The organism is Streptomyces sp. NPDC015127, assembly GCF_043080095.1.
Classification (GTDB): domain Bacteria; phylum Actinomycetota; class Actinomycetes; order Streptomycetales; family Streptomycetaceae; genus Streptomyces.
Map to the genome: position 1 here is coordinate 1 of NZ_JBIBVE010000037.1, position 21,620 is coordinate 21,620.

Sequence of the window (21,620 nt, forward strand, 5' to 3'; positions counted from 1 at the left end):
TGGGCGCAGCCTGGTCTGTTCGCCATCGAGGTGGCGTTGTTCCGCCTGCTGGAGTCCCTCGGTGTGCGACCGCATTTCGTGCTGGGGCACTCGGTGGGTGAGGTGGCGGCTGCGCATGTGGCGGGCGTGCTGAGTCTGGACGACGCGTGTCGTCTGGTGGCGGCGCGGGGCCGCCTGATGGAGGCGTTGCCTGCGGGTGGGGTGATGGTGGCGGTGCGGGCCGGCGAGGCGCAGGTCCTGCCGCTGCTGAACGAACACGTGGGTCTCGCGGCCGTCAACGGCCCCGATTCCGTGGTGATCTCGGGCGTCGAGGACGCCGTAAGCCAGGTCGCGCAGCAGTTGGAGGCGCAGGGCCACCGCACCCGCCGGCTCGCCGTGAGCCATGCGTTCCATTCGCCGTTGATGGAGCCGATGCTGGCCGAGTTCGCGGCCGTCGCCGAGGATCTCTCGTATGCACGGCCGCAGATCCCGTTCGTATCGACATTGACCGGCGGCCTGGTGAGTGAGGAGATCGCCGACCCGGGCTACTGGGTACGGCACGTGCGTGAGCCGGTCCGTTTCGCCGACGGCATCACCGAACTGGCCGCCCAGGGCGTTGGCATGTTCCTGGAGGTGGGCCCCGACGCGGTGCTCTCGACCATGGCCGAGGACTGCCTGTCCGATGACACCGACGCAGTCCTGGTCCCCGCCCAGCGCCGGGACCGTAACGAACCCCACACCCTCCTCACCGCCCTCGGCAGGCTCCACACCCACGGCCTCGACATCGACTGGCCCGGCACCCTCACGGGCCGCCGCACCCGTCACATCGACCTGCCCACCTACCCCTTCCAACGGCAGCGCTACTGGCTCGACACCAAGGACTACCTCGCCGAGTCGTGGCTCGCGCAGGACCTGGGGACCAATCCGGCGGCACTGGGCGTCACCGCTCTCGACCACCCGCTGCTCAGCGCGGCGATCACCGTGCCCGACACCGGTGCCATGGTGCTCACGGGACGGCTTTCGGTCCAGGACCAGCCGTGGCTGGCCGACCACGACGTGCTCGGCAGCGTCCTGTTGCCCGGTACCGGTTTCGTGGAGCTCGCCCTGCGTGCCGCGGAAGAGGTGGGCTGCGAGCGGATCGAGGAACTGACCCTCACCGGCCCCCTCGTCCTGCCCGACGACGACGGTGTGTTCGTGCGAGTGCTGGTCGGCGCGCCGGACGAGTCGGGCCGCCGTACGGTGTCCGTCCACTCGCGCGCCGAACAGGAGCCCGAGGACCGGTGGGTGCTGCACGCGGAGGGTGTGCTGGCGCCCGGGGCGCCCGGGGCGTCCGACGCGTCCTGCGACCTCACGGCCTGGCCGCCGCCGGGCGCCACCGTACGGCCCACCGAAGGCGCCTACGCGCTGCTGCTCGGTCGTGGCTACGGCTACGGTCCGGCCTTCCAGGGCCTGCGGGCGGCATGGGAGCGCGGCGACGAACTGTTCGCGGAGGTCGTCCTCCCCGAGGAGGCGCACGCCGACGCACGGCGCTGCGGCCTGCACCCCGCCCTGCTGGACGCAGCCATGCACGCCTCCCTGCTGGAGGACCTCGACGGCTCCGGGGCCACGGTGCTCCCGTTCTCGTGGAACGGTGTCTCCCGGTACGCCACCGGGGCCACCGCGCTGCGCGTGCGCATGGCGCCCGACGGTCCGGACAGCGTGACCGTCGATGTCGCCGACCATGCGGGTCGGCCCGTGCTGTCGGTGACGTCCCTGGTCTCCCGTACGGTCTCCGCGCAGCAGCTCGACAGTGTGCGAGGTGCCCGCGACGCGACCCTGTACCGGGTCCAGTGGCAGCCTGCCGAGCCGCCCGCCCAGCCGGACCGGTCGCGCTGGGCCGTGGCAGGGTCGCTGGATCTCGGTGTCCCCGTGTTCGCCGGGCTCGCCGAGCTGGGCGACGCCCTCGACTCCGGCTCCGTCGACGTGCCGGACGTGGTCCTGCTGCCGGTCGGCGCGAGCAGCGGCGACGTGCCTGCCGACGCCAGGGCGGCGACCTCGGCCGCCCTGCGGGCGGTCCGATCGTGGCTGGCCGACGAACGCTTCGCCGATTCCCGCCTGGTGATAGTGACCCGGAAGGCGGTGACCGCTCGCGGCCACGATCACACCGACCCGGCCGGTGCGCCGATCTGGGGACTGGTGCGAGCGGCGCAGGCGGAGAACCCGGGCCGGTTCGTGCTGGTCGATCTCGACGATGCGGCGGAATCGCGTGCGGCGCTGCCCACGGCCCTGGTCTCCGACGAACCGGAATGCGCGCTGCGCGACGGCACTCTGCTGGTGCCCCGACTGGTCACCGCCGCCCCCGCACCGGCGGAACACCTTGTCCACGGCACCGCCCTGATCACCGGCGGCACCGGCGGCCTCGGCGCGCTCGTCGCCCGCCACCTGGTGACCGTGCATGGCATACGCAGCCTTGTACTGACCAGCCGTCGCGGCGCCGACGCCCCCGGAGCCGCCGGGCTGGTGGCCGAACTGACCGCGCTCGGCGCCGAGGTGACCACGGCGACCTGCGACGTCGCCGACCGCGCGGCGCTCGCCGCAGTGCTCGCCGCGATCCCGGCCGAGCATCCGCTCACCGTCGTGGTGCACGCCGCCGGCACCGTGGACAACGGCGTCGTCACCCGTCTCGACCAGAACCGGCTGGAAGCCACCCTGCGCCCGAAGGTCGACGGGGCCTGGCATCTGCACGAGCTCACCGCGGACCTGCCGCTGTCCGCCTTCGTGCTCTTCTCCTCCGCCGGCGGGCTGGTCCTCTCGGCCGGCCAGGGCGCCTACGCCGCGGCCAATGTGTTCCTCGACGGGCTGGCCGAGCACCGTGCCGCCCAGGGCCTGCCCGCCACCTCCCTGGCCTACGGTCTGTGGGGTGTCGACACCGGGTTCGGCGCCGCACTCACGGAGGACGACCTGGCCCGGATGGCCCAGCAGGGCTTCCCGGCCCTCACCGCGGCCGAGGGTCTCGCCGCCTTCGACGCCGCACTGTCCGGCCCCGCCACACTGGTGCCGATCAAGATCGACCCGGCCGGGATCCGGGCGGGCGGCGACGTTCCCCCGCTGCTGCGCGGAGTGGTCCGCATGCCACGCCGGCCCGGCGCCGCCGCGGCCGATTCCGCGCTGTCGGCCCGGCTCTCCGGACTCACCGGCGACGAGCGCGTACGCCTGCTGCTGGACCTGGTCCGCACCGAGGTCGCCGCCGTGCTCGGCCACGCATCCGCGCAGGCCGTCGAGCCGGACCGGGCGTTCTCCGAGATCGGCTTCGACTCGCTGACCGCGGTCGAACTGCGCAACCGCCTGAAGACGGCCACCGGTCTGCGGCTGCCCGCCACCCTGGTCTTCGACCACCCGACCGCGCGCGCCACCGCCGAGCACCTCGACCACGCCCTCCGCGGCACCACGACGAACACCCCGGCCAGGGTGGCGACCGGAGTGGACGACGAACCGATCGCCATCGTCGGTATGGCCTGCCGCTATCCGGGCGGGGTGTCCTCGCCGGAGGACCTGTGGGGACTGGTCGCGGACGGCGTCGACGCCGTCGTCCCACTGCCCGAGGACCGTGGCTGGGACGAGGACCTCTACGACGCCGAGCCGGGCGCGCCCGGCAAGTGCTACGCACAGGGCGGCGGCTTCCTGCACAACGCCGGGGACTTCGACGCCGGGTTCTTCGGCATCGGCCCGAACGAGGCGTCGGCGATGGATCCGCAGCAGCGGCTGCTGCTGGAGACGTCGTGGGAGGCGTTCGAACGGGCGGGCATCGACCCGTCGTCGCTGAAGGGCAGCGCGACGGGCGTGTTCGTCGGCCTGATGTACCACGACTACGGCTACGGAAGTTCCAGCGGCGGCAGCGCCGTCGCGGGCCGCGTCTCGTACGTACTCGGGCTGGAAGGCCCGTCCGTCGCCGTGGACACGGCATGCTCCTCGTCGCTCGTCGCGCTGCACTCGGCCGTTCAGGCGCTGCGGTCGGGGGAGTGCTCGCTCGCGCTGGCCGGGGGTGTGGCGGTGATGGCCACACCCGAGATCCTCGTCGAGTTCAGCCGCCAGCGCGGCCTCTCGCCAGGCGGCCGGTGCAAGTCGTTCGCCTCCGCCGCCGACGGCACCGGGTGGGCCGAGGGCGCGGGGGTGCTGGTCGTGGAGCGGCTGTCGGACGCGCGGCGGAACGGGCATCCGGTGCTGGCGATCGTGCGCGGCTCCGCCGTCAACCAGGACGGAGCCTCCAACGGATTCTTCGCCCCCAACGGTCCGTCGCAGCAGCGGGTGATTGCCGGCGCGCTCGCGTCGGCGGGACTGACGTCTGCCGATGTGGATGTGGTGGAGGGGCACGGGACGGGTACGACGTTGGGTGATCCGATCGAGGCGCAGGCGTTGTTGGCGACCTATGGTCAGGGTCGGTCGTCTGATCGCCCGTTGTGGTTGGGGTCGATCAAGTCGAACATCGGGCATGCGCAGGCGGCGGCGGGTGTGGCGGGGATCATCAAGATGGTGCAGGCGATGCGGCATGGTGTGTTGCCGAGGACGTTGCATGTGGATGAGCCGTCGTCGCAGGTGGACTGGTCTTCGGGTGCGGTGGAGCTGCTGACGGAGGCGCGGGAGTGGCTGCCTGTCGATGGGCGTCCCCGACGGGCCGGCGTCTCCTCCTTCGGCCTCACCGGGACCAACGCTCACGTGATCGTCGAAGAGGGTGATGCGGCCGTCGGTGATGCCGATGAGGGTGCGGGGCCGGTGGCGTGGGTGTTGTCGGCGAGGTCGCCGGAGGCGTTGGCGGAGCAGGCGGAGCGGTTGCGGGTGTTCGCGGAGACCGTGCCTGACGGTGAACTTGCTTCGGTAGCACGGGCGTTGGTGGTGGGTCGTGCGCGGTTCGAGCATCGTGCCGTGGTGGTGGGTGCGGATCGTGCGGCGTTGATGCGTGAGCTGGCCGGGGTGGCGGAAGCCGTTCCTGTGGCCAAGGGCGCGGGTTCGTTGGCGTGTGTGTTTACGGGGCAGGGGTCGCAGCGGTTGGGGATGGGCCGGGAGCTGTATGGCGCGTTCCCGGTGTTCGCGGAGGCCTTCGACGCTGTTGTGGAGTGCCTGGACGGGCACCTGGGTGGGGTGTCGTTGCGGGATGTGGTGTGGGGTGCGGATGCGGGGCTGGTGGAGCGGACGGGGTGGGCGCAGCCTGGTCTGTTCGCCATCGAGGTGGCGTTGTTCCGCCTGCTGGAGTCACTCGGTGTGCGACCGCATTTCGTGCTGGGCCACTCGGTCGGCGAGGTGGCGGCCGCGCATGTCGCGGGCGTGCTGAGTCTGGACGACGCGTGTCGTCTGGTGGCGGCGCGGGGCCGCTTGATGGAGGCGTTGCCTGCGGGTGGGGTGATGGTGGCGGTGCGGGCCGGCGAGGCGCAGGTCCTGCCGCTGGTGAACGAGCATGTGGGTCTTGCGGCGGTGAACGGCCCGGATTCTGTGGTGATTTCGGGTGCCGAGGACGCAGTAAGCCAGGTGGTGGAGCGGTTGGAGGCGCAGGGCCACCGCACCCGTCGGCTCGCGGTCAGTCATGCGTTCCATTCGCCTCTGATGGAGCCGATGCTGGCGGAGTTCGCGGCCGTCGCCGAGGATCTCTCGTATGCACGGCCGCAGATTCCGTTCGTGTCGACGCTGACCGGCGGTCTGGTGGGTGAGGAGATCGCCGATCCGGGTTACTGGGTGCGCCATGTGCGTGAGCCGGTTCGTTTCGCCGACGGCATCACCGAACTGGCCGCCCAGGGTGTGGGCGTGTTCCTGGAGGTGGGCCCGGACGCGGTGCTCTCGACCATGGCCGAGGACTGCCTGTCCGATGACACCGACGCAGTCCTGGTCCCCGCCCAGCGCCGGGACCGTAACGAACCCCACACCCTCCTCACCGCCCTCGGCAGGCTCCACACCCACGGCCTCGACATCGACTGGCCCGGCACCCTCACGGGCCGCCGCACCCGTCACATCGACCTGCCCACCTACCCCTTCCAACGGCAGCGCTACTGGCAGCCCGAGCGCCCGGCCAGTGCCGGTCCGGGGGCGCTGGGTCTGGTGTCGGCCGAGCACCCACTGCTTGGCGCCGCGGTCCCGCTCGCCGGCTCCGACGCCGTCGTGTTCACCGGCAGGCTGTCCGTACAGACGCACCCGTGGCTGGCCGACCACGAAGTCGGCGGCTCCACACTGTTCCCCGGCACCGGATTCGTGGAACTGGCCCTCGCCGCTGGCGAACAGGCAGGGTGCCACGTCCTTGAAGAGCTGGTCCTGGCCGCCCCGCTGATCATGCCCGAGCAGGGCGCGGCGACGATTCAGGTGTCCCTCGGCGCCCCCGACGACTCCGGCGCCCGCACCGTGTCCGTCCACTCCCGCACCGACGACACCCTGCCGTGGACCCGGCACGCCGACGGAGCACTCGGCGCGGGCACGCGGCCGGACACCGCTCGGCTGAGCGAGTGGCCGCCGCCCGGGGCCGTGACCGTCCCGGTCGGCGACGCCTACGCGACGATGCTGAGCCGCGGCTACGGCTACGGACCGGTCTTCCGGGGCCTGACCGCCGCGTGGCAGCGTGGTGACGAGCTGTTCGCGGAGGTCGTGCTGCCGGAGCAGGCCCATGTCGACGCCGGTCGGTTCGCCCTGCACCCGGCGCTGCTCGACGCCTCCCTGCACGTGATGGGCGTGGCCCGAGACGGGTTGGGTGACGGCGACGGTGACGGCGGCGGGGCCACCGTGCTGCCGTTCTCCTGGAGCGGTGTCGCCGTGCACGCCCACGGCGCCCACGGTCTGCGGGTCAGGATCACACCGGCCGGTGACCGGGCCGTCGCGCTGGATCTCGCCGACCTGTCCGGTGTTCCAGTCGCCTCGATCGGCTCGCTGGCGCTGCGTGAGATCACCGCTGAACAGTTGGCAGCCTCCCGGCGGGGCCACGATGCCCTGTTCCGTATCGACTGGACGCCCGTCACGCCGGTCGCCTCTGGCCGGCCCGTGCCGGAGACGTCCGGATGGGCGACGGTCGGCCGCGGCGACGACTGCGCGTACGCCGATGTCGCCGCCCTCGCGGCCGCCGCCGAGGCGGGCGCCCCCGCGCCCGACGTGGTGGTGTGGCGCGCGGCGCCGGCGGCGTCCGGTGTGCCGGACGACGTCCGCGCCACCGTCGCCGAAGCGCTCGCCGCGGTCCAACTCTGGCTCGCCGACCCGCGGTTCACCGCCTCGACGCTGGTGATCACGACCGAGGGCGCGATGAACAGCGACGACACCGAGGTCACGCTGCACCAGGCCCCGGTCTGGGGCCTGGTGCGGGCGGCGCAGGCGGAGAACCCCGGCCGGTTCGTGCTCGCCGACATCGACGGCACCGGCGCATCCGCTCTCGGCGCGGCCGTGGCGTCGGGCGAGCCGGAACTGATGATCCGCGCCGGCAGGGTCCTCGTACCGCGCCTGGTCCGGGAGCCGCAGCCCGCCGACGCCCCGCCCGCGGCACCCGTTCCGCTCGACCCCGACGCCCCGCCCGCGGCACCCGTACCGCTCGACCCCCACGGCACCGTGCTGATCACCGGCGGTACCGGCGGCCTCGGTGCGATCGTCGCCAAGCACCTGGTGACCGCCCACGGCATACGCCACCTGGTGCTGACGAGCCGTCGCGGCCCCGACGCCCCCGGAGCCGCCCGGCTCCGCGCCGAGCTCGCCGAACTCGGTGCCGACGCCCGTGTCGTCGCGTGCGACGTCGGCGATCGCGACGCGCTCGCCGCCGTCCTCGCCGGCATCGGCCCCGCCGCCCCGCTGACCGCTGTCGTGCACGCGGCCGGTGCGGTCGACGACGGCGTGGTCGGGTCACTGACCCCGCAGCGGATCGAGACCGCTCTGTGCTCGAAGGTCGACGGCGCGTGGCACCTGCACGAACTCACCGCGGACCTGCCGCTCGCCGCGTTCGTCATGCTCTCCTCGGCGGGCGGACTGGTGCTGGCAGCCGGTCAGGGCGGTTACGCGGCCGCCAACGTCTTCCTCGACGCCCTCGCCGGGCATCGGGTGGCGCGCGGCCTTCCGGCCACGTCGCTGGCGTACGGGCTGTGGGACACCGATGCGGGCCTCGGCCAATGGCTGACCGAGGCCGACCTGGGCCGTCTCGCCCGCCAGGGTTTCCCGGTCCTGACCGTCGAGGACGGCCTGGCGGCGTTCGACGCCGCGCTCACCGCGAGCCGCGCCACACTGGTCCCGGTCAAGGTCGACGTCGCGGCGCTGCGGTCCCGTTCCGGCGAACTCCCGGCCCTGCTGCGGGGCCTGGTCCCGGCCGCTCGCCGCCGCGACACCGCGGGCACGGCGGACCCCGGCGGCCTGGCACGACGCCTCGCGGCCCTGCCCGAGGCGGAACAGGAGCGGGAACTCACCCAGCTCGTGCGCGCCCACGCCGCCGCCGTACTGGGCCACGCGAGCGGGGACGACATCGACCCCGAACGGGACTTCCTGGAGATCGGCTTCGACTCCCTTGCCGCGGTCGAACTGCGCAACCGTCTGACCACCGCGACCGGCCTGCGCCTGTCCCCGCTCGCGGTGTTCGACAACAAGAACGCGGCCGCCCTCGCCAGGAGCCTGCGCGCCGATCTGACTCTGCCCGCCGCCGCGCAGGCGCCCGCCGAGGCCCCTGACACGCTGGCCCACCTGTTCCGTGCCGCCGTACTGTCGGACAACGTGGCGGGAGGCTTCGGCCTGCTGCGCGCCGTCGCCGACCTGCGCCCGAGGTTCACCTGCGCCGCGGACTTCGGACCCGGCCCGGAAGGCGTCAGGCTCGCCGACGGCCCGCAGGAGCCGATCGTGATCGGCATCAGCACCCCGATGGCCACCGGCGGGCCCCACCAGCACGCACGGCTCGCCGCCGCCTTCCGCGGCAAGCGGCCGATGATCACGCTGCCGAACCCCGGGTTCGGCGCGGGTGACCCCCTGCCCGACTCCACCGACGCCGTGGTCGACCATCTCTCGGAAGCCGTCCTGCGCACGGCCGCCGGCCGGCCCTTCGTGCTGGTCGGCTACTCCTCGGGCGGCACGCTCGCCTATGCCACGGCGGGCAGTCTCGAACGGGTCCGGGGCGTCCGGCCGGCCGGAGTCGTGCTGATGGACACCTTCCGGGTGGATCTCGAGGACCGCGACCAGGGCAGGCTGATGGAACAACTCACCATCGGGCTGGTCGAGAAGGACACCGCGTACGGCATGTTCCACAGCAGCGCGCTGTCGGCGATGAACCGCTACTTCGACCTCGTCCCGCGGTTCCGCCTCGATCCGGTCGGCGCGCCGGTGCTGTTCGTCGGCGCCACCGAGTCGTTCATGCCGCCCGAGGCGGGCGCCGGCGACGACGACAGCTGGCGGGCCAGGCCCTGGGACCCCGCCCACCACTTCGTCGGCGTACGGGCCACCCACTTCTCCATGATCGAGGAGCAGGCCGCGGAGGCGGGGACGGTCGTCGAGGAATGGATCTCGGCGCACGCCCCTAGGGGTGCGTAGGGGTACTTGCCGGGGCGCTGTCCTCCATATCGTCGCGGCGTAAAAGCGAGGAGTCACCAGGAATGGGAGCAGACATATGAGCGCCGACGGCAGTTGGGAATTCACGATCGAGAGCCCCATCGGCAAGCAGAGCCTGTGGGTGGACATGAAGGCCGAGGGTGACAAACTGACGGGCAAGTGCCGGGCGAACGGCCAGGTGATCAGCCCGGACATCATCGACGGCTCGCTGGAGGGCGACGTCGTCTCGTTCAAGGTCAAGTCCCACAAGCCGGTTCCGCTGACGATGAAGCTGACGCTGACCGTCAACGGCGACACGATGACCGGCAAGGCGAAGCCGGGCATGTTCGGCACGTTCCCGGTGACCGGCAAGCGGGTCTAGTGTTCCGGCCCACTGCCAAAGGCGCAGCGCCGTTCGGTGAGTTCAGGACCTGGTACCGGGTCACCGGCGACCTGGCGCCGCACCGGACGGCGCTGGTCGTGGCCCATGGCGGTCCCGGCAGCACGCACGACTATCTGCTCGGCCTGGCCGCCTTCGCAGAGCAGGGCATCCCGGTGGTCCACTACGACCAGATCGGCAACGGCGGTTCCAGCCATCTGCCGGACGCGCCGGCGGACTTCTGGACCGTCGACCTGTTCCTCGCCGAGCTGGACAACCTGCTGCGCCACCTCGGCATCGCCGACAACTACGTGCTGTTCGGGCACTCGTGGGGCGGCCTGCTCGTGGCCAAGCACGCGTCGGCCGCGCCCGCGGGACTGCGCGGCCTGGTCATCGCCGACGCCCCCGCGTCGTACCCGCTGTGGCTGGAGCAGATGGCCGTCCTGCGCGCCGGGCTCCCCGAGGGCGTCAACGAGACCCTCCTGCGCCACGAGGCCGCCGGCACCACGGGGAGCGACGAGTACCACGCGGCCACGCGCGTCTTCTACGACCGCCACCTGTGCCGCCTCGACCCGTGGCCGCGGGAATACCAGGCGTCGTTCTTCGAGATGTACAACGACCCGACCGTGTATTTCACGATGAACGGGCCCAGTGAGTTCCATGTCATCGGGACCTTGCGCGACTGGGGAGTGACGGACTGCGTCTCCGGCATCACGGTGCCCACGCTGCTGATATCCGGCCGTCACGACGAGGCCACACCGGCCGCTGTGCAACCCTACGCGGATCTCATTCCCGATGTGCGCTGGGAAATCCTGGAGCATTCCAGCCATGTGCCGCACTTGGAGGAACCGGACCGGTTCCGGGCCGTCATGGCGGATTACCTGAAGACCGTGGTCACCGGCCAGGAAGGGGAGTAGGAAATGAGCGTGGCCGAGGGGCTGTTCGTGCCCCGGTTCCCCGCCGACACCCTCGACGAGTTCGTGCTCGCCCCGGCGGCCCACGTCCCGGACCGGCCGGCCGTGGTGGAGCTCGGGGCGTCCGGAGGCATCGGGACGGTGACCTACGGGGAACTCGCCCAGCGGGTCGAGACCTGTGCCAAGCAGCTCACGGCGGCGGGCCTGCGGATCGGTGACCGGGTGGTCGTCGAGTCCCACACGTCGGCGTCGGCGATCGCGCTCCTGCTCGCCTGTGCGCGGCTCGGTGCCCCCTTCGTCCCGGTCGACCCGGAAACACCCGCCCTGCGGCTGGAGTCGATCGTCGACGCCACCGACCCGGCCCTGTTCCTGCGCCCCGCGGGGCACCCAGGCCGGGCCCTGGACCGTGATGTGCCCACCGCGGCGTTCGACGCGGACGGCATCACCTTCGACCGCACGCCGCCGGCCCGCCGCGCCGTCAGGCACACGACGGTGGCCACCGACACCGCGTACGTCATCTTCACGTCCGGCACCACAGGCCGCCCCAAGGGCGTGGTGATGAGCCACCGCTCCGCGCTGGCCTTCTACCGCGGCACCCAGCGCTTCGGCGCCGTGGCGGCCGACGACCGGGTGGCGAGCACGTCCCCGCTCGCCTTCGACGTGGCGCTCTTCGACATCTGCGTGACCCTGGGCACCGGCGCCACGCTGGTGGCCGTGCCCCGGGGCTTCATGAGCTTCCCCCGTCGTCTGCTGGGCTTCCTGAGGGACACCGGGGCGACCGTGGTGCACGGCGTACCGTCCCTGTGGCGCCCGCTGCTGCGCCACGAACCGGAGGGCGTGGCCGCACTGGCCGGGCACCTGCGCGGCATCCTCTTCGCGGGCGAGAACTTCCCGCTGCCCGAGCTGCGCCACCTGCGCTCCCTGCTGCCGCACCTGCGAATCGTCAACGCCTTCGGCGCGACAGAGACGGTGGCGTGCTCCTTCGCCGACGTCCCGAACCCCCTGCCCGAGGACGCCGACGCCCTCTCCATCGGCGACGGCTACCCCGGGGCCGAGATCCTGCTCGTCGACCAGGACGGCGAACCGGTCCACGAACCCGGCAGGGCCGGTGAGATGTACATCCGCTGCCCCTCCCTGTTCACCGGCTACTGGGGCGACGCGGCCGCGACGCGGGACGTCCTCGTCCCCGACCCCCTGGACCCCCGCTCGGGTCAACTGGTCTACCGCTCCGGCGACCTCGCCTTCCGCGGCGCCTCGGGGGAGCTGTACTTCTGCGGCCGTGCCGACTCCATGGTCAAGATCCGCGGCAACCGCATCGAGCTCGGCGAGATCGAACGCCGCCTCGCGGAACACCCCGCCGTCACGGCCGCCGTGGTGCTGGCGATCGACGGGCTCGACGGCCTCGAAGGCGAACCGGCGCTCGCGGCATTCGTCGTCGCCCCCGCCGCCGAGGTCACCACGGCGGAGCTGGCCGCACTGTGCCGGCAGACCCTGCCCGCCTACATGGTCCCCAAGAAGATGGTCTTCCTCGGTGAACTGCCCCTGACCGCCAACGGCAAGGCCGACCGCACCGTCCTCACCGCATGGGCGAGGGCGGGCGGCGGCGACCGGTCAGGCGGAGCCGGGGATCAGCTCTGACATGCTCTTCCAGATCCGGCCGGGCGTGCCGAAATTCTCCAGGCTGAGCAGATCGTCGACGAATCGGATGCCGTATTCCGACTCCAGGTGGGCGATCAATTCCACGGTGGCCATGGAATCCAGGCCGTAATCGCGCAGCGGAGTGTCCTCGGTGATCGTGTCGTCCGGGGTGATAAACGGAAGGTACGTGCGCAGAATTGCGTCGAACTTCGCGTCCAGCATGGCGACTCCGTATTCGTTGCGTGGCTCCTGTCCGGGATGGAAGACCAGGCCGGAGCCACCGACAACCCCTATACGCCCTTACTCCTGGAGCTCGGAAATGGCCCACCTGGTCGACTCCCCGCTGACGGCTCGATTTCTGCGGGGGCTGGCCACCGCCCCCGCGAACACCGCGGTCCGGGTCGGTGCCCGGTCCCTGTCCTACACGGAGCTGCACGAGCTGGCTCTGCGGTGGGCCGGTGCACTGCACGGCCGGCCGGACGGCCCACCGCGGGCGGTCGGCGTGCTGACCGGCAAGAGCGTCGAGGGCTACGCCGGCATCCTGGCGGCCCTGTACACCGGGTCCACCGTCGTGCCGCTGCACTCCGGGTTCCCGCCGGTGCGGACCCGGCGCATGCTCGATGCCGCCGGGGTGGACGCGGTGATCGCCGACGACTCGGGCCTCGCCGTCCTCGCCGAACTGGCCGCGTCGGGGCCCGCGTTGCCGGTCCTCGCGCCCGAGGCCACCGGCCACGGCACGCCGACGAGCATTCCCGTGCACGGGCCCGGGCTCGACGCGCCGGTCCGGGTGCGGGACACGGACACGGCGTACGTGCTGTTCACGTCAGGGTCGACGGGGCGGCCCAAGGGGGTGCCGATCACCCACGGCATGACCCGCCACTACTTCACGCTCGCCGACCGGCGGTACGACTTCACGGCGGACGACGTGTTCTCCCAGACCTTCGACCTGAACTTCGACTGCGCCATGTTCGACATGTTCTGCGCGTGGGGCGCGGGCGCGGGCGTCCACCCGGTCCCGGTCCAGGCCTATCGCGACCTGCCGGGATTCCTCGCCGAGCGGCACATGACGGTCTGGTTCTCCGCGCCGAGCGCGATCACGCTCGCCCGGCGCACGGGCGGCCTCACCCCCGGCGGGATGCCAACCCTGCGCTGGAGCCTGTTCGCCGGCGAGGCGCTGCGGGCCGCCGATGTCGTCGACTGGCACGCCGCGGCCCGCTCCTCGACCGTGGAGAACATCTACGGCCCGACCGAGCTCACCCTGACCGTCACCGGTCACCGCTGGTCACCGGAGGTCTCGCCGGGGCTGTGCGTCAACGGGCTGGTGCCGATCGGCACCCTGCACGAGGGCCACGACCACCTGCTGCGCACCCCCGACGGCGCGTTGTCGGACCATGAGGGCGAACTGTGCGTGACAGGCCCGCAGATGACGCCCGGCTACATCGACCCGGCGGACGACGCGGGACGCTTCCTGGAGCACGACGGGCGCACCTGGTACCGCACCGGCGACCGGGTACGCCGCCTGGACAACGGCGAGCTGGTCTATCTCGGCCGATGGGACTCCCAGATACAGGTGAACGGCTGGCGGGTGGAGCTCGCCGAGATCGAGTTCGCACTGGCCGGATGCCCCGGCGTACGCGACGCGGTGGCGGTGCCCCGGACCGTGAACGGCACCGTGGAGATCGCGGTCTTCTACACCGGGGAACCCGTTCCCCCCGCCGTGCTGGCGAAGCAGCTCGCCGAGATCCTCCCCAAGGGGATGATGCCGCGGCAGTACACCCACCTGAACGAGTTCCCCCTGAACTCCAACCGCAAGATCGACCGGATCCGTCTCGCCGGCGAGACGGCCGGCGGGCCCGACGGTACGCGGTCGCACTGAGGGCACCTAGGGGTCGCTAGGGGCTCATGCGCTCCGCCTCACGAGCGAGTGTGGCCGGAAACGGCAGGCGGAAGCAGACCGTGGAGGGGAACTCGTGACGTCGGCACACACACTCGGAGCACTGCCCGGACCCGAGCAGATGCGCGTCTTGGTGGAGCTGGTGCGCGAGCAGGTGCTGTCCGCGCTGCGCGAAGCCGGAGAGGAACTTCCCGGGACGGTCGATCCCCACCGGCCGTTCCGGGAACTGGGCGTCGACTCGCTGGGCCTGGTCAGGCTCCAGCGGCTGCTGAACGCCGCGACCGGCCTGAGGCTGCCGCCCACGGTCGGCTTCGACCACCCGACCGCGACCGAGCTCGCCGCCCACCTGCGCGGCGAACTGCTCGGGGCGGCCGCCGCGGCGGAGGAGCCGCCCGCCGCGCCGCCGGCCGCCGACGACGAGCCGATCGCGCTGGTGGGCATCGGCTGCCGCTTCCCCGGCGGCGTCGTCTCGCCCGACCAGCTGTGGCAACTGGTCGCCGACGGCCGGCACGTGGTCGAGGACTTCCCGGCCGACCGGGGCTGGCAGCTCGACACGCTCTACGACCCGGACCCCGACAAGCCCGGCTCCACCTACGTGCGACGCGGCGGGTTCCTGGAGGGCGCCGGGGACTTCGACGCCGACTTCTTCGGGATCAGCCCGCGCGAGGCGCTGGCCATGGACCCGCAGCAGCGCCTGCTGCTGGAGGTCACCTGGGAAGCGCTCGAACGCGCCGGGATCGACCCCGACACGTTGCGGGGGAGCCGGGCCGGCGTGTTCATCGGGGCGGACCCCCAGGAATACGGCATGCCCCTGCACGAGGCACCCGACGGGCTCGACGGATACCTGATGACCGGCACAGCGCCCAGCGTGCTGTCCGGCCGGGTCGCCTACGTGCTGGGCACCGAGGGACCGACGCTGAGCGTGGACACCGCGTGCTCGAGCGCGCTGGTGGCACTGCACCTCGCGGTGCGGTCGCTGCGCTCCGGCGAGTGCGCGCTGGCGCTCACCGGCGCCGCCTCCGTGATGATCAACCCGGGCGCGTTCACCTCGTTCAGCCGCCAGCGGGGGCTGGCCGCCGACGGCGTCTGCCGTCCCTTCGCCGCGTCGGCCGACGGCACCGGATGGTCCGAGGGCGCGGCGGTGTTCGTACTGGCCCGGCTCTCCGAGGCGCAGCGCCTCGGCCACCCGGTGCTGGCCGTCATCCGCGGCACGTCGATCAACTCCGACGGCGCCAGCAACGGTCTGACCGCACCCAACGGTCTCGCGCAGCAACGCGTCATCCGGCAGGCACTGGCCGACGCCGGACTCACCGCCGGCGACGTGGACGCGGTCGAGGCCCACGGCACCGCGACCACCCTGGGCGACCCGATCGAGGCGAACGCGCTCATCGCCGCCTACGGCAGGGAGCACTCCGCCGACGCACCGCTGTGGCTGGGGTCGGTCAAGTCGAACATCGGGCACAGCCAGGCCGCGGCGGGCGGTGCGGGCCTGATCAAGATGGTCATGGCGATGCGCCACGGCGTACTGCCGAGGACGCTGCACATCGACGAGCCGACGCCGCACGTCGACTGGTCGGCCGGAACCGTACGGCTGCTGACCGAACCCGTGGCCTGGGACACCGGCGGACGGCCCCGGCGCGCCGGGGTCTCCGCCTTCGGCGTCAGCGGCTCCAACGCCCATGTGATCGTGGAGGAGGCCCCGCGGGCGGACACCGCACCCCCGCCGGAGCCGCGGCCGGCACTGCCGCTCCCGCTCGTGGTCTCCGCACGCAGCGGGCAGGCCCTGCGGGCGCAGGCGCAGAGCCTGCTGGAGTTCGTCCGCACCGGGCCGCGGCCGCACCCGGCCGACCTCGGGCACTCGCTGGCCACCGGCCGGGCCTCCATGGCACACCGCGCGGTCCTGCTGGCCGCGGACGACGAGGACGTCGAGGCGGGCCTGCGGGCGCTGGCGGCGGGCGAACCGCGTACCGGACTGGTCACGGGACAGGCGACCGGCGGCGGACTGGCCTTCCTGTTCACCGGGCAGGGCAGCCAGCGGCACGCCATGGGCAGACAGCTGTACGGCGCCCACCCGGTGTTCGCGGAGGCGCTGGACGAGGCGATCGGCTACCTCGACCTCCAGCTCGAACACTCCCTGGGGGAGGTGCTGTTCGCCGAGGAGGGCTCCGCGGCGGCGGCGCTGCTCGACCGGACGGCGTACGCCCAGCCGGCGTTGTTCGCCGTGGAGACCGCGCTGTTCCGGCTGGTCGAGTCCTGGGGCCTGCGCCCGGACTTCGTCGCCGGGCACTCGATCGGTGAACTGACCGCGGCGCACGCCGCCGGGGTGCTGAGCCTGCCCGACGCGGCGATGCTGGTGGCCGCCCGCGGCCGGCTGATGCAGGAGCTGCCGCGCGCCGGCGTCATGGTGGCCGTGGAGGCCGCCGAGGACGAGGTCGCCGCCCTCCTCGCCGGCGCACCCGGTGTGGACATCGCCGCGGTCAACGGCCCCGGCGCCGTGGTGATCTCCGGCGAGGAGAGCGCCACCCTGCGGGTCGCGGCCGAGCTGGCCGGACGGGGGCGCCGCACCAAGAGGCTGCGCGTCAGCCACGCGTTCCATTCGGCGCTGATGGACCCGATGCTGCCCGAGTTCCGCCGCATCGCGCAGGTCATGTCGTACGCGGCGCCGGACATCCCGGTCGTGTCGAACGTGACCGGCGCCCTGCTGGGCACCGAGCGGCTGTGTTCGCCGGAGTACTGGGTGGACCACGTGCGGCAGCCGGTGCGGTTCGCCGACGGGATCGCCTTCCTGCGGGGCGCGGGCGTGACCACCTATCTCGAACTCGGCCCGGATGCCGTCCTCTCCGCGATGGGCCGGGACTGTGCCGGCGACGAGAGCGACTGCACGTTCGTCCCGGCACTGCGCCGCGGCCACGACGAGAGCACCTCGCTGCTGTCGGCCGTCGCGACGGCCCACGTACGCGGCGCCCGCGTGGAGTGGGAGGCCTGCCACCCGGGCGGGCGGCGCATCGAACTGCCCACGTACGCCTTCCAGCGTCAGCGGTACTGGCTGACCGCGCCGAGGACGACGGGCGACGCCTCCGGCGTCGGTCAACTGGCCGTCGACCACCCACTGATCGGTGCCGAGCTGCCGCTTGCGACCGGCGACGGCATGGTGCTGACCGGACGCCTATCACCCCGCTCGCACCCGTGGCTGGCCGACCACGTCATCGCCGGCGCCACCGTGCTGCCGGGCACGGCGTTCGTGGAACTCGCCGTGCTCGCCGCCGACCAGGTCGGCTGCGGCGCGGTCGAGGTCCTGGACCTCGAAGCGCCGCTGGTCCTGGCGGACGACTGCTGGACGGTACTGCAACTCGTGATCGGCGAGGCCGATCCGGACGGGCGGCGGACCGTCGAGTTCTACGCCCGCAGAGAGGACAGCCCCGCGGACGGCGCCTGGACCCGCCATGCCGGCGGCGTGCTCGCCCCGGCCCGGACGGCGCCCGCGACCGGCACGGCCCCGTGGCCGCCCGCCGACGCGGAGCCGGTCGACGTCACCGGCTTCTACGAGCGTCTGACGGCGCAGGGATACGGCTACGGCCCCGCCTTCCACGGCCTGAGGGCGCTGTGGCGCGGCGACGGCGAGGCGTTCGCCGAAGTGGCGCTCCCCGCGTCCGAGGACGCCGGCGGATACGGGCTGCACCCGGCACTCCTGGACGCGTCGCTGCACGCGCTGAACCATGCCCTGCCACAGCAGGACGGCCAGGTCACCCTGCCGTTCAGCTGGGGCGGCGTGTCGCTGCGCGCCACCGGTGCGGCCGCGGTCCGGGTGCACATCGCGACGACCGGGCCGGACTCCGTGCGCGTCGAACTGACCGACACCACGGGCGCGCCCGTGGCGTCGGTGGACTCGCTGGTGGTCCGGTCGGTCGGCGCGGACCACTTCGGCGGGGCGGGCGCCAGAGGCGCGCTGCTGAGGGTCGACTGGACAGAGCAGGCGGTCACAACACCCGCGGAGACCGGTACGTGGGCGGTCCTCGGGGCCGATCCGTACGGCCTCGGCGAGGAGATCGGCGCACGGGCGGTGGCGGTCCCGGCCGAAGCCGCCGGAGCGGACCTGGTCCTGGCGTCCGTGCACGCCCCTGAGGGCGAGCCGCTCGACGCGGTCCGCGCCGCCACGGGCCGGGCGCTGCGGCTGGTGCAGGACTTCCTGGGCGAGGACGGACTTGCCGACGCGCGGCTCGTCGTCGTGACCAGGAACGCCGTGCCCGCTCTGTGGGCCGGGGCACCGGACGACACGTCACTGGCGGTGGCTCCGCTGTGGGGGCTGCTGCGCGCGGCGCAGGCCGAGAACCCGGGGCGTCTGGTCCTGGTGGACGTCGATGCGGACGCGGAGGTGGACGCGGCGGGTGCGGAAGCGGCGTCCCTGCTGCGCGCGGCCGTCACCTGCGGAGAGCCGGAACTGGCCCTGCGCGGCGGACGATTGCTCGCCCCCCGGCTCGTCCGTGCCCGCGACGGCGAAGAGGACGTCTCCTGGCCGGACACCGGCACAGTGCTCGTCACCGGCGGCACGGGCGGCCTGGGGGCACTGGTGGCGCGCCACCTGGTCGCCGAGCACGGCGTCCGGCGGCTGCTCCTGGTCAGCCGGCGCGGAACCGAGGCACCCGGAGCGGCGCGGCTGCGCGAGGAGCTGACCGAGGCCGGGGCCGCGGTCACCGTGGCGGCCTGCGACGTCGCCGATCGCACCGCAGTCGCGGCCCTACTGGCCGACATCCCGCCGGAGCATCCGCTCACCGGCGTCGTCCACGCGGCCGGCATCGTCGACGACGGCACGTTCGGCGACCTGACACCCGAGCGGATCGACACCGTCCTGGCGGCGAAGGCCGACGGCGCCTGGCACCTGCACGAACTGACCCGAGAGCTGCCGCTGCGCGCGTTCGTGCTGTTCTCGTCCGCGGCGGGCTTCCTGGACGGGGCGGGCCAGGCCAACTACGCCGCGGCCAACACCTTCCTCGACGCCCTGGCGGCGCGGCGACGGCTGGCCGGCCTGGCCGCCACGTCGATCGGCTGGGGCCTGTGGCCGCGCGAACACGGCATGGGCGCGGGCCTGTCCGACGTGGCCGTGCACCGAGTGGCCCGCCTGGGCCTGCGGGAACTCTCCGTCGCCGAGAACCTGGAGATGCTGGACGCCGCGCTCCGCAGCGGCGAGCCGTTCACGGCGCCGCTGTGGTTCGACACGCAGGCCCTGCGCGGCAGGGCGGGCGGCGTGCCGCCGCTCCTGCGCTCGCTCGTCAGGGTGCCCGCCCGGCGGGCGGCGAACGCGGGCGGGGCCACGGCGGACGGCTCGTCGCCGGCCCACCGGCTCGGCGAGCTGCCTCACGAGCAGCAGACGGACTTCCTGCTCGACCTGGTCCGCGGCCAGGTCGCGGCGGTGCTGGGCCACGCAGGCGCGGACGCCGTTGACGCGCGACGGGCGTTCAACGAGATCGGATTCGACTCCCTGGCGGCCGTGGAACTGCGCAACGCGCTGAACACCGCCACCGGTCTGCGCCTGTCCGCCACCCTGGTCTTCGACTACCCCACACCGCTGGCACTGGCCGAACACCTCGCCGGAAAACTCCTCGGCACACGTCAGCAGCGCGCCGACGCCACGCCCCCGGTCGCCGCCGTGCCCGACGAACCGATCGCCGTCATCGGCATGGCCTGCCGCTACCCGGGCGGTGTGACCTCGCCCGAGGACCTGTGGCGACTGGTGGCCCATGCCCAGGACGCCGTAGGCGAGTTCCCCGGCGACCGCGGCTGGGACATCGCCGAGCTGTACGACCCGGAGCCCGGCAAGCCGGGCAGGACCTCCACCAAGGAGGGCGGATTCCTCTACGACGCCGCCCTGTTCGACCCGGACTTCTTCGGCATCAGCCCGCGCGAGGCCGTGGCCATGGACCCGCAGCAGCGACTGATGCTCGAAGCCTCCTGGGAGGCGTTCGAGCGCGCCGGCCTCGACCCACGGTCGGTGCACGGTTCGCGGACGGGCGTCTTCACCGGCGTGATGTACCACGACTGGGCGACCCGGCCGGGCGAGGTGCCGGAGGAGTTCGCGGGATACCTGGGCAACGGCGGGCACACGGCCGTGGTCTCCGGCCGGGTGGCCTACACCCTCGGCCTTGAGGGCCCGGCGGTCACCGTCGACACGGCGTGCTCGTCCTCGCTGGTCGCCCTGCACCTGGCCGTGCAGGCGCTGCGCAACGGAGAGTGCTCGCTCGCGCTGGCCGGCGGCGTCACGGTGATGTCCACCCCGGACACCTTCGTCGACATGAACCGGCAGGGCGGCCTGTCCGCGGACGGCCGGTGCAAGTCGTTCGCCTCGGCGGCCGACGGCACCGGCTGGGGCGAGGGCGCGGGTGTGTTGTTGGTGGAGCGGTTGTCGGATGCGCGGCGGCTGGGGCATCCGGTGTTGGCGGTGGTGCGGGGTTCGGCGGTGAATCAGGACGGTGCGTCGAACGGGTTGACGGCGCCGAACGGGCCGTCGCAGCAGCGGGTGATCGAGCAGGCGTTGGCGTCGGCGGGTGTGTCGGCGGCTGATGTGGATGTGGTGGAGGGGCACGGGACGGGTACGACGTTGGGTGATCCGATCGAGGCGCAGGCGTTGTTGGCGACCTATGGTCAGGGTCGGTCGTCTGATCGCCCGTTGTGGTTGGGGTCGATCAAGTCGAACATCGGGCATGCGCAGGCGGCGGCGGGTGTGGCGGGGATCATCAAGATGGTGCAGGCGATGCGGCATGGTGTGTTGCCGAGGACGCTGCATGTGGATGAGCCGTCGTCGCAGGTGGACTGGTCTTCGGGTGCGGTGGAGCTGCTGACGGAGGCCAGGGAGTGGCTGCCTGTTGAGGGGCGTCCGCGGCGGGCGGCGGTGTCGTCGTTCGGGATCAGCGGGACGAACGCGCACGTCATCGTGGAGGAGCCTGCCGCCGATCTGCGCAGCGCCGCTGATGCCGACGAGAGCGCGGGACCGGTGGCATGGTTGCTGTCCGGGAAGACGCCCGAGGGACTGACGGCACAGGCGGAGCGCCTGCGCTCCTTCGTGGACACGGTCGACGAGGACGAACTCTCCTCGGTCGCACGCCAGTTGTTGTCGGGCCGTGCCAGGTTCGATCACCGCGCCGTGGTGGTGGGTGCGGATCGGGCGGAGCTTGCCATGGGGCTGGAGGCGGTGGCGCGGGGCGAGGGCTCCGGACTTGCGCGTGGTGGCCGTCGGGTGGCGTGTGTGTTTACGGGGCAGGGGTCGCAGCGGTTGGGGATGGGCCGGGAGCTGTATGCCGTGTTCCCGGTGTTCGCGGAGGCGTTCGACGCT

At 72.8% G+C, this 21,620-nt stretch carries 7 protein-coding genes; 6 read left to right on the forward strand and 1 reads right to left on the reverse strand.

Annotated features, from left to right (window positions below; translation table 11 throughout):
* From ACF08N_RS36015 to ACF08N_RS36030, 4 genes are all read left to right on the forward strand, one after another.
* Positions 1-9,474: SDR family NAD(P)-dependent oxidoreductase (locus tag ACF08N_RS36015; RefSeq protein ID WP_392328955.1), on the forward strand; the 9,474-nt coding region annotated here is incomplete at its 5' end.
* Between the two features lie 76 nt (positions 9,475-9,550).
* Positions 9,551-9,853: a hypothetical protein gene (locus tag ACF08N_RS36020; RefSeq protein ID WP_392328956.1), complete on the forward strand. Its 303-nt coding sequence runs from the start codon at positions 9,551-9,553 to the stop codon at positions 9,851-9,853.
* Positions 9,853-10,767 carry a proline iminopeptidase-family hydrolase gene (locus ACF08N_RS36025; protein ID WP_392328957.1) on the forward strand — a complete coding sequence of 305 codons (915 nt, stop codon included), beginning with the start codon at positions 9,853-9,855 and terminating at the stop codon, positions 10,765-10,767. The genes ACF08N_RS36020 and ACF08N_RS36025 overlap by 1 nt, the downstream gene beginning before the upstream one ends.
* Positions 10,768-10,770: 3 nt before the next feature.
* Entirely contained in the window at positions 10,771-12,402 is a 1,632-nt protein-coding gene (locus tag ACF08N_RS36030) for an amino acid adenylation domain-containing protein (RefSeq protein WP_392328958.1), read from the forward strand.
* Here ACF08N_RS36030 and ACF08N_RS36035 read toward each other — a convergent pair.
* Positions 12,376-12,624 (reverse strand): acyl carrier protein, encoded by a 249-nt coding sequence (locus ACF08N_RS36035; RefSeq protein ID WP_392328959.1) that lies wholly within the window; start codon positions 12,622-12,624, stop codon positions 12,376-12,378. The two genes, ACF08N_RS36030 and ACF08N_RS36035, sit on opposite strands and share 27 nt — an antisense overlap.
* Positions 12,625-12,721: 97 nt before the next feature.
* Between ACF08N_RS36035 and ACF08N_RS36040 the strand changes: the two genes are divergently transcribed.
* Both ACF08N_RS36040 and ACF08N_RS36045 read left to right on the forward strand, forming a co-directional pair.
* Positions 12,722-14,278: an AMP-binding protein gene (locus tag ACF08N_RS36040; RefSeq protein WP_392328960.1), complete on the forward strand. Its 1,557-nt coding sequence runs from the start codon at positions 12,722-12,724 to the stop codon at positions 14,276-14,278.
* Between the two features lie 94 nt (positions 14,279-14,372).
* Positions 14,373-21,620, forward strand: a 7,248-nt coding sequence (locus ACF08N_RS36045; RefSeq protein ID WP_392328961.1) for an SDR family NAD(P)-dependent oxidoreductase, incomplete at its 3' end; no start/stop codon positions are given.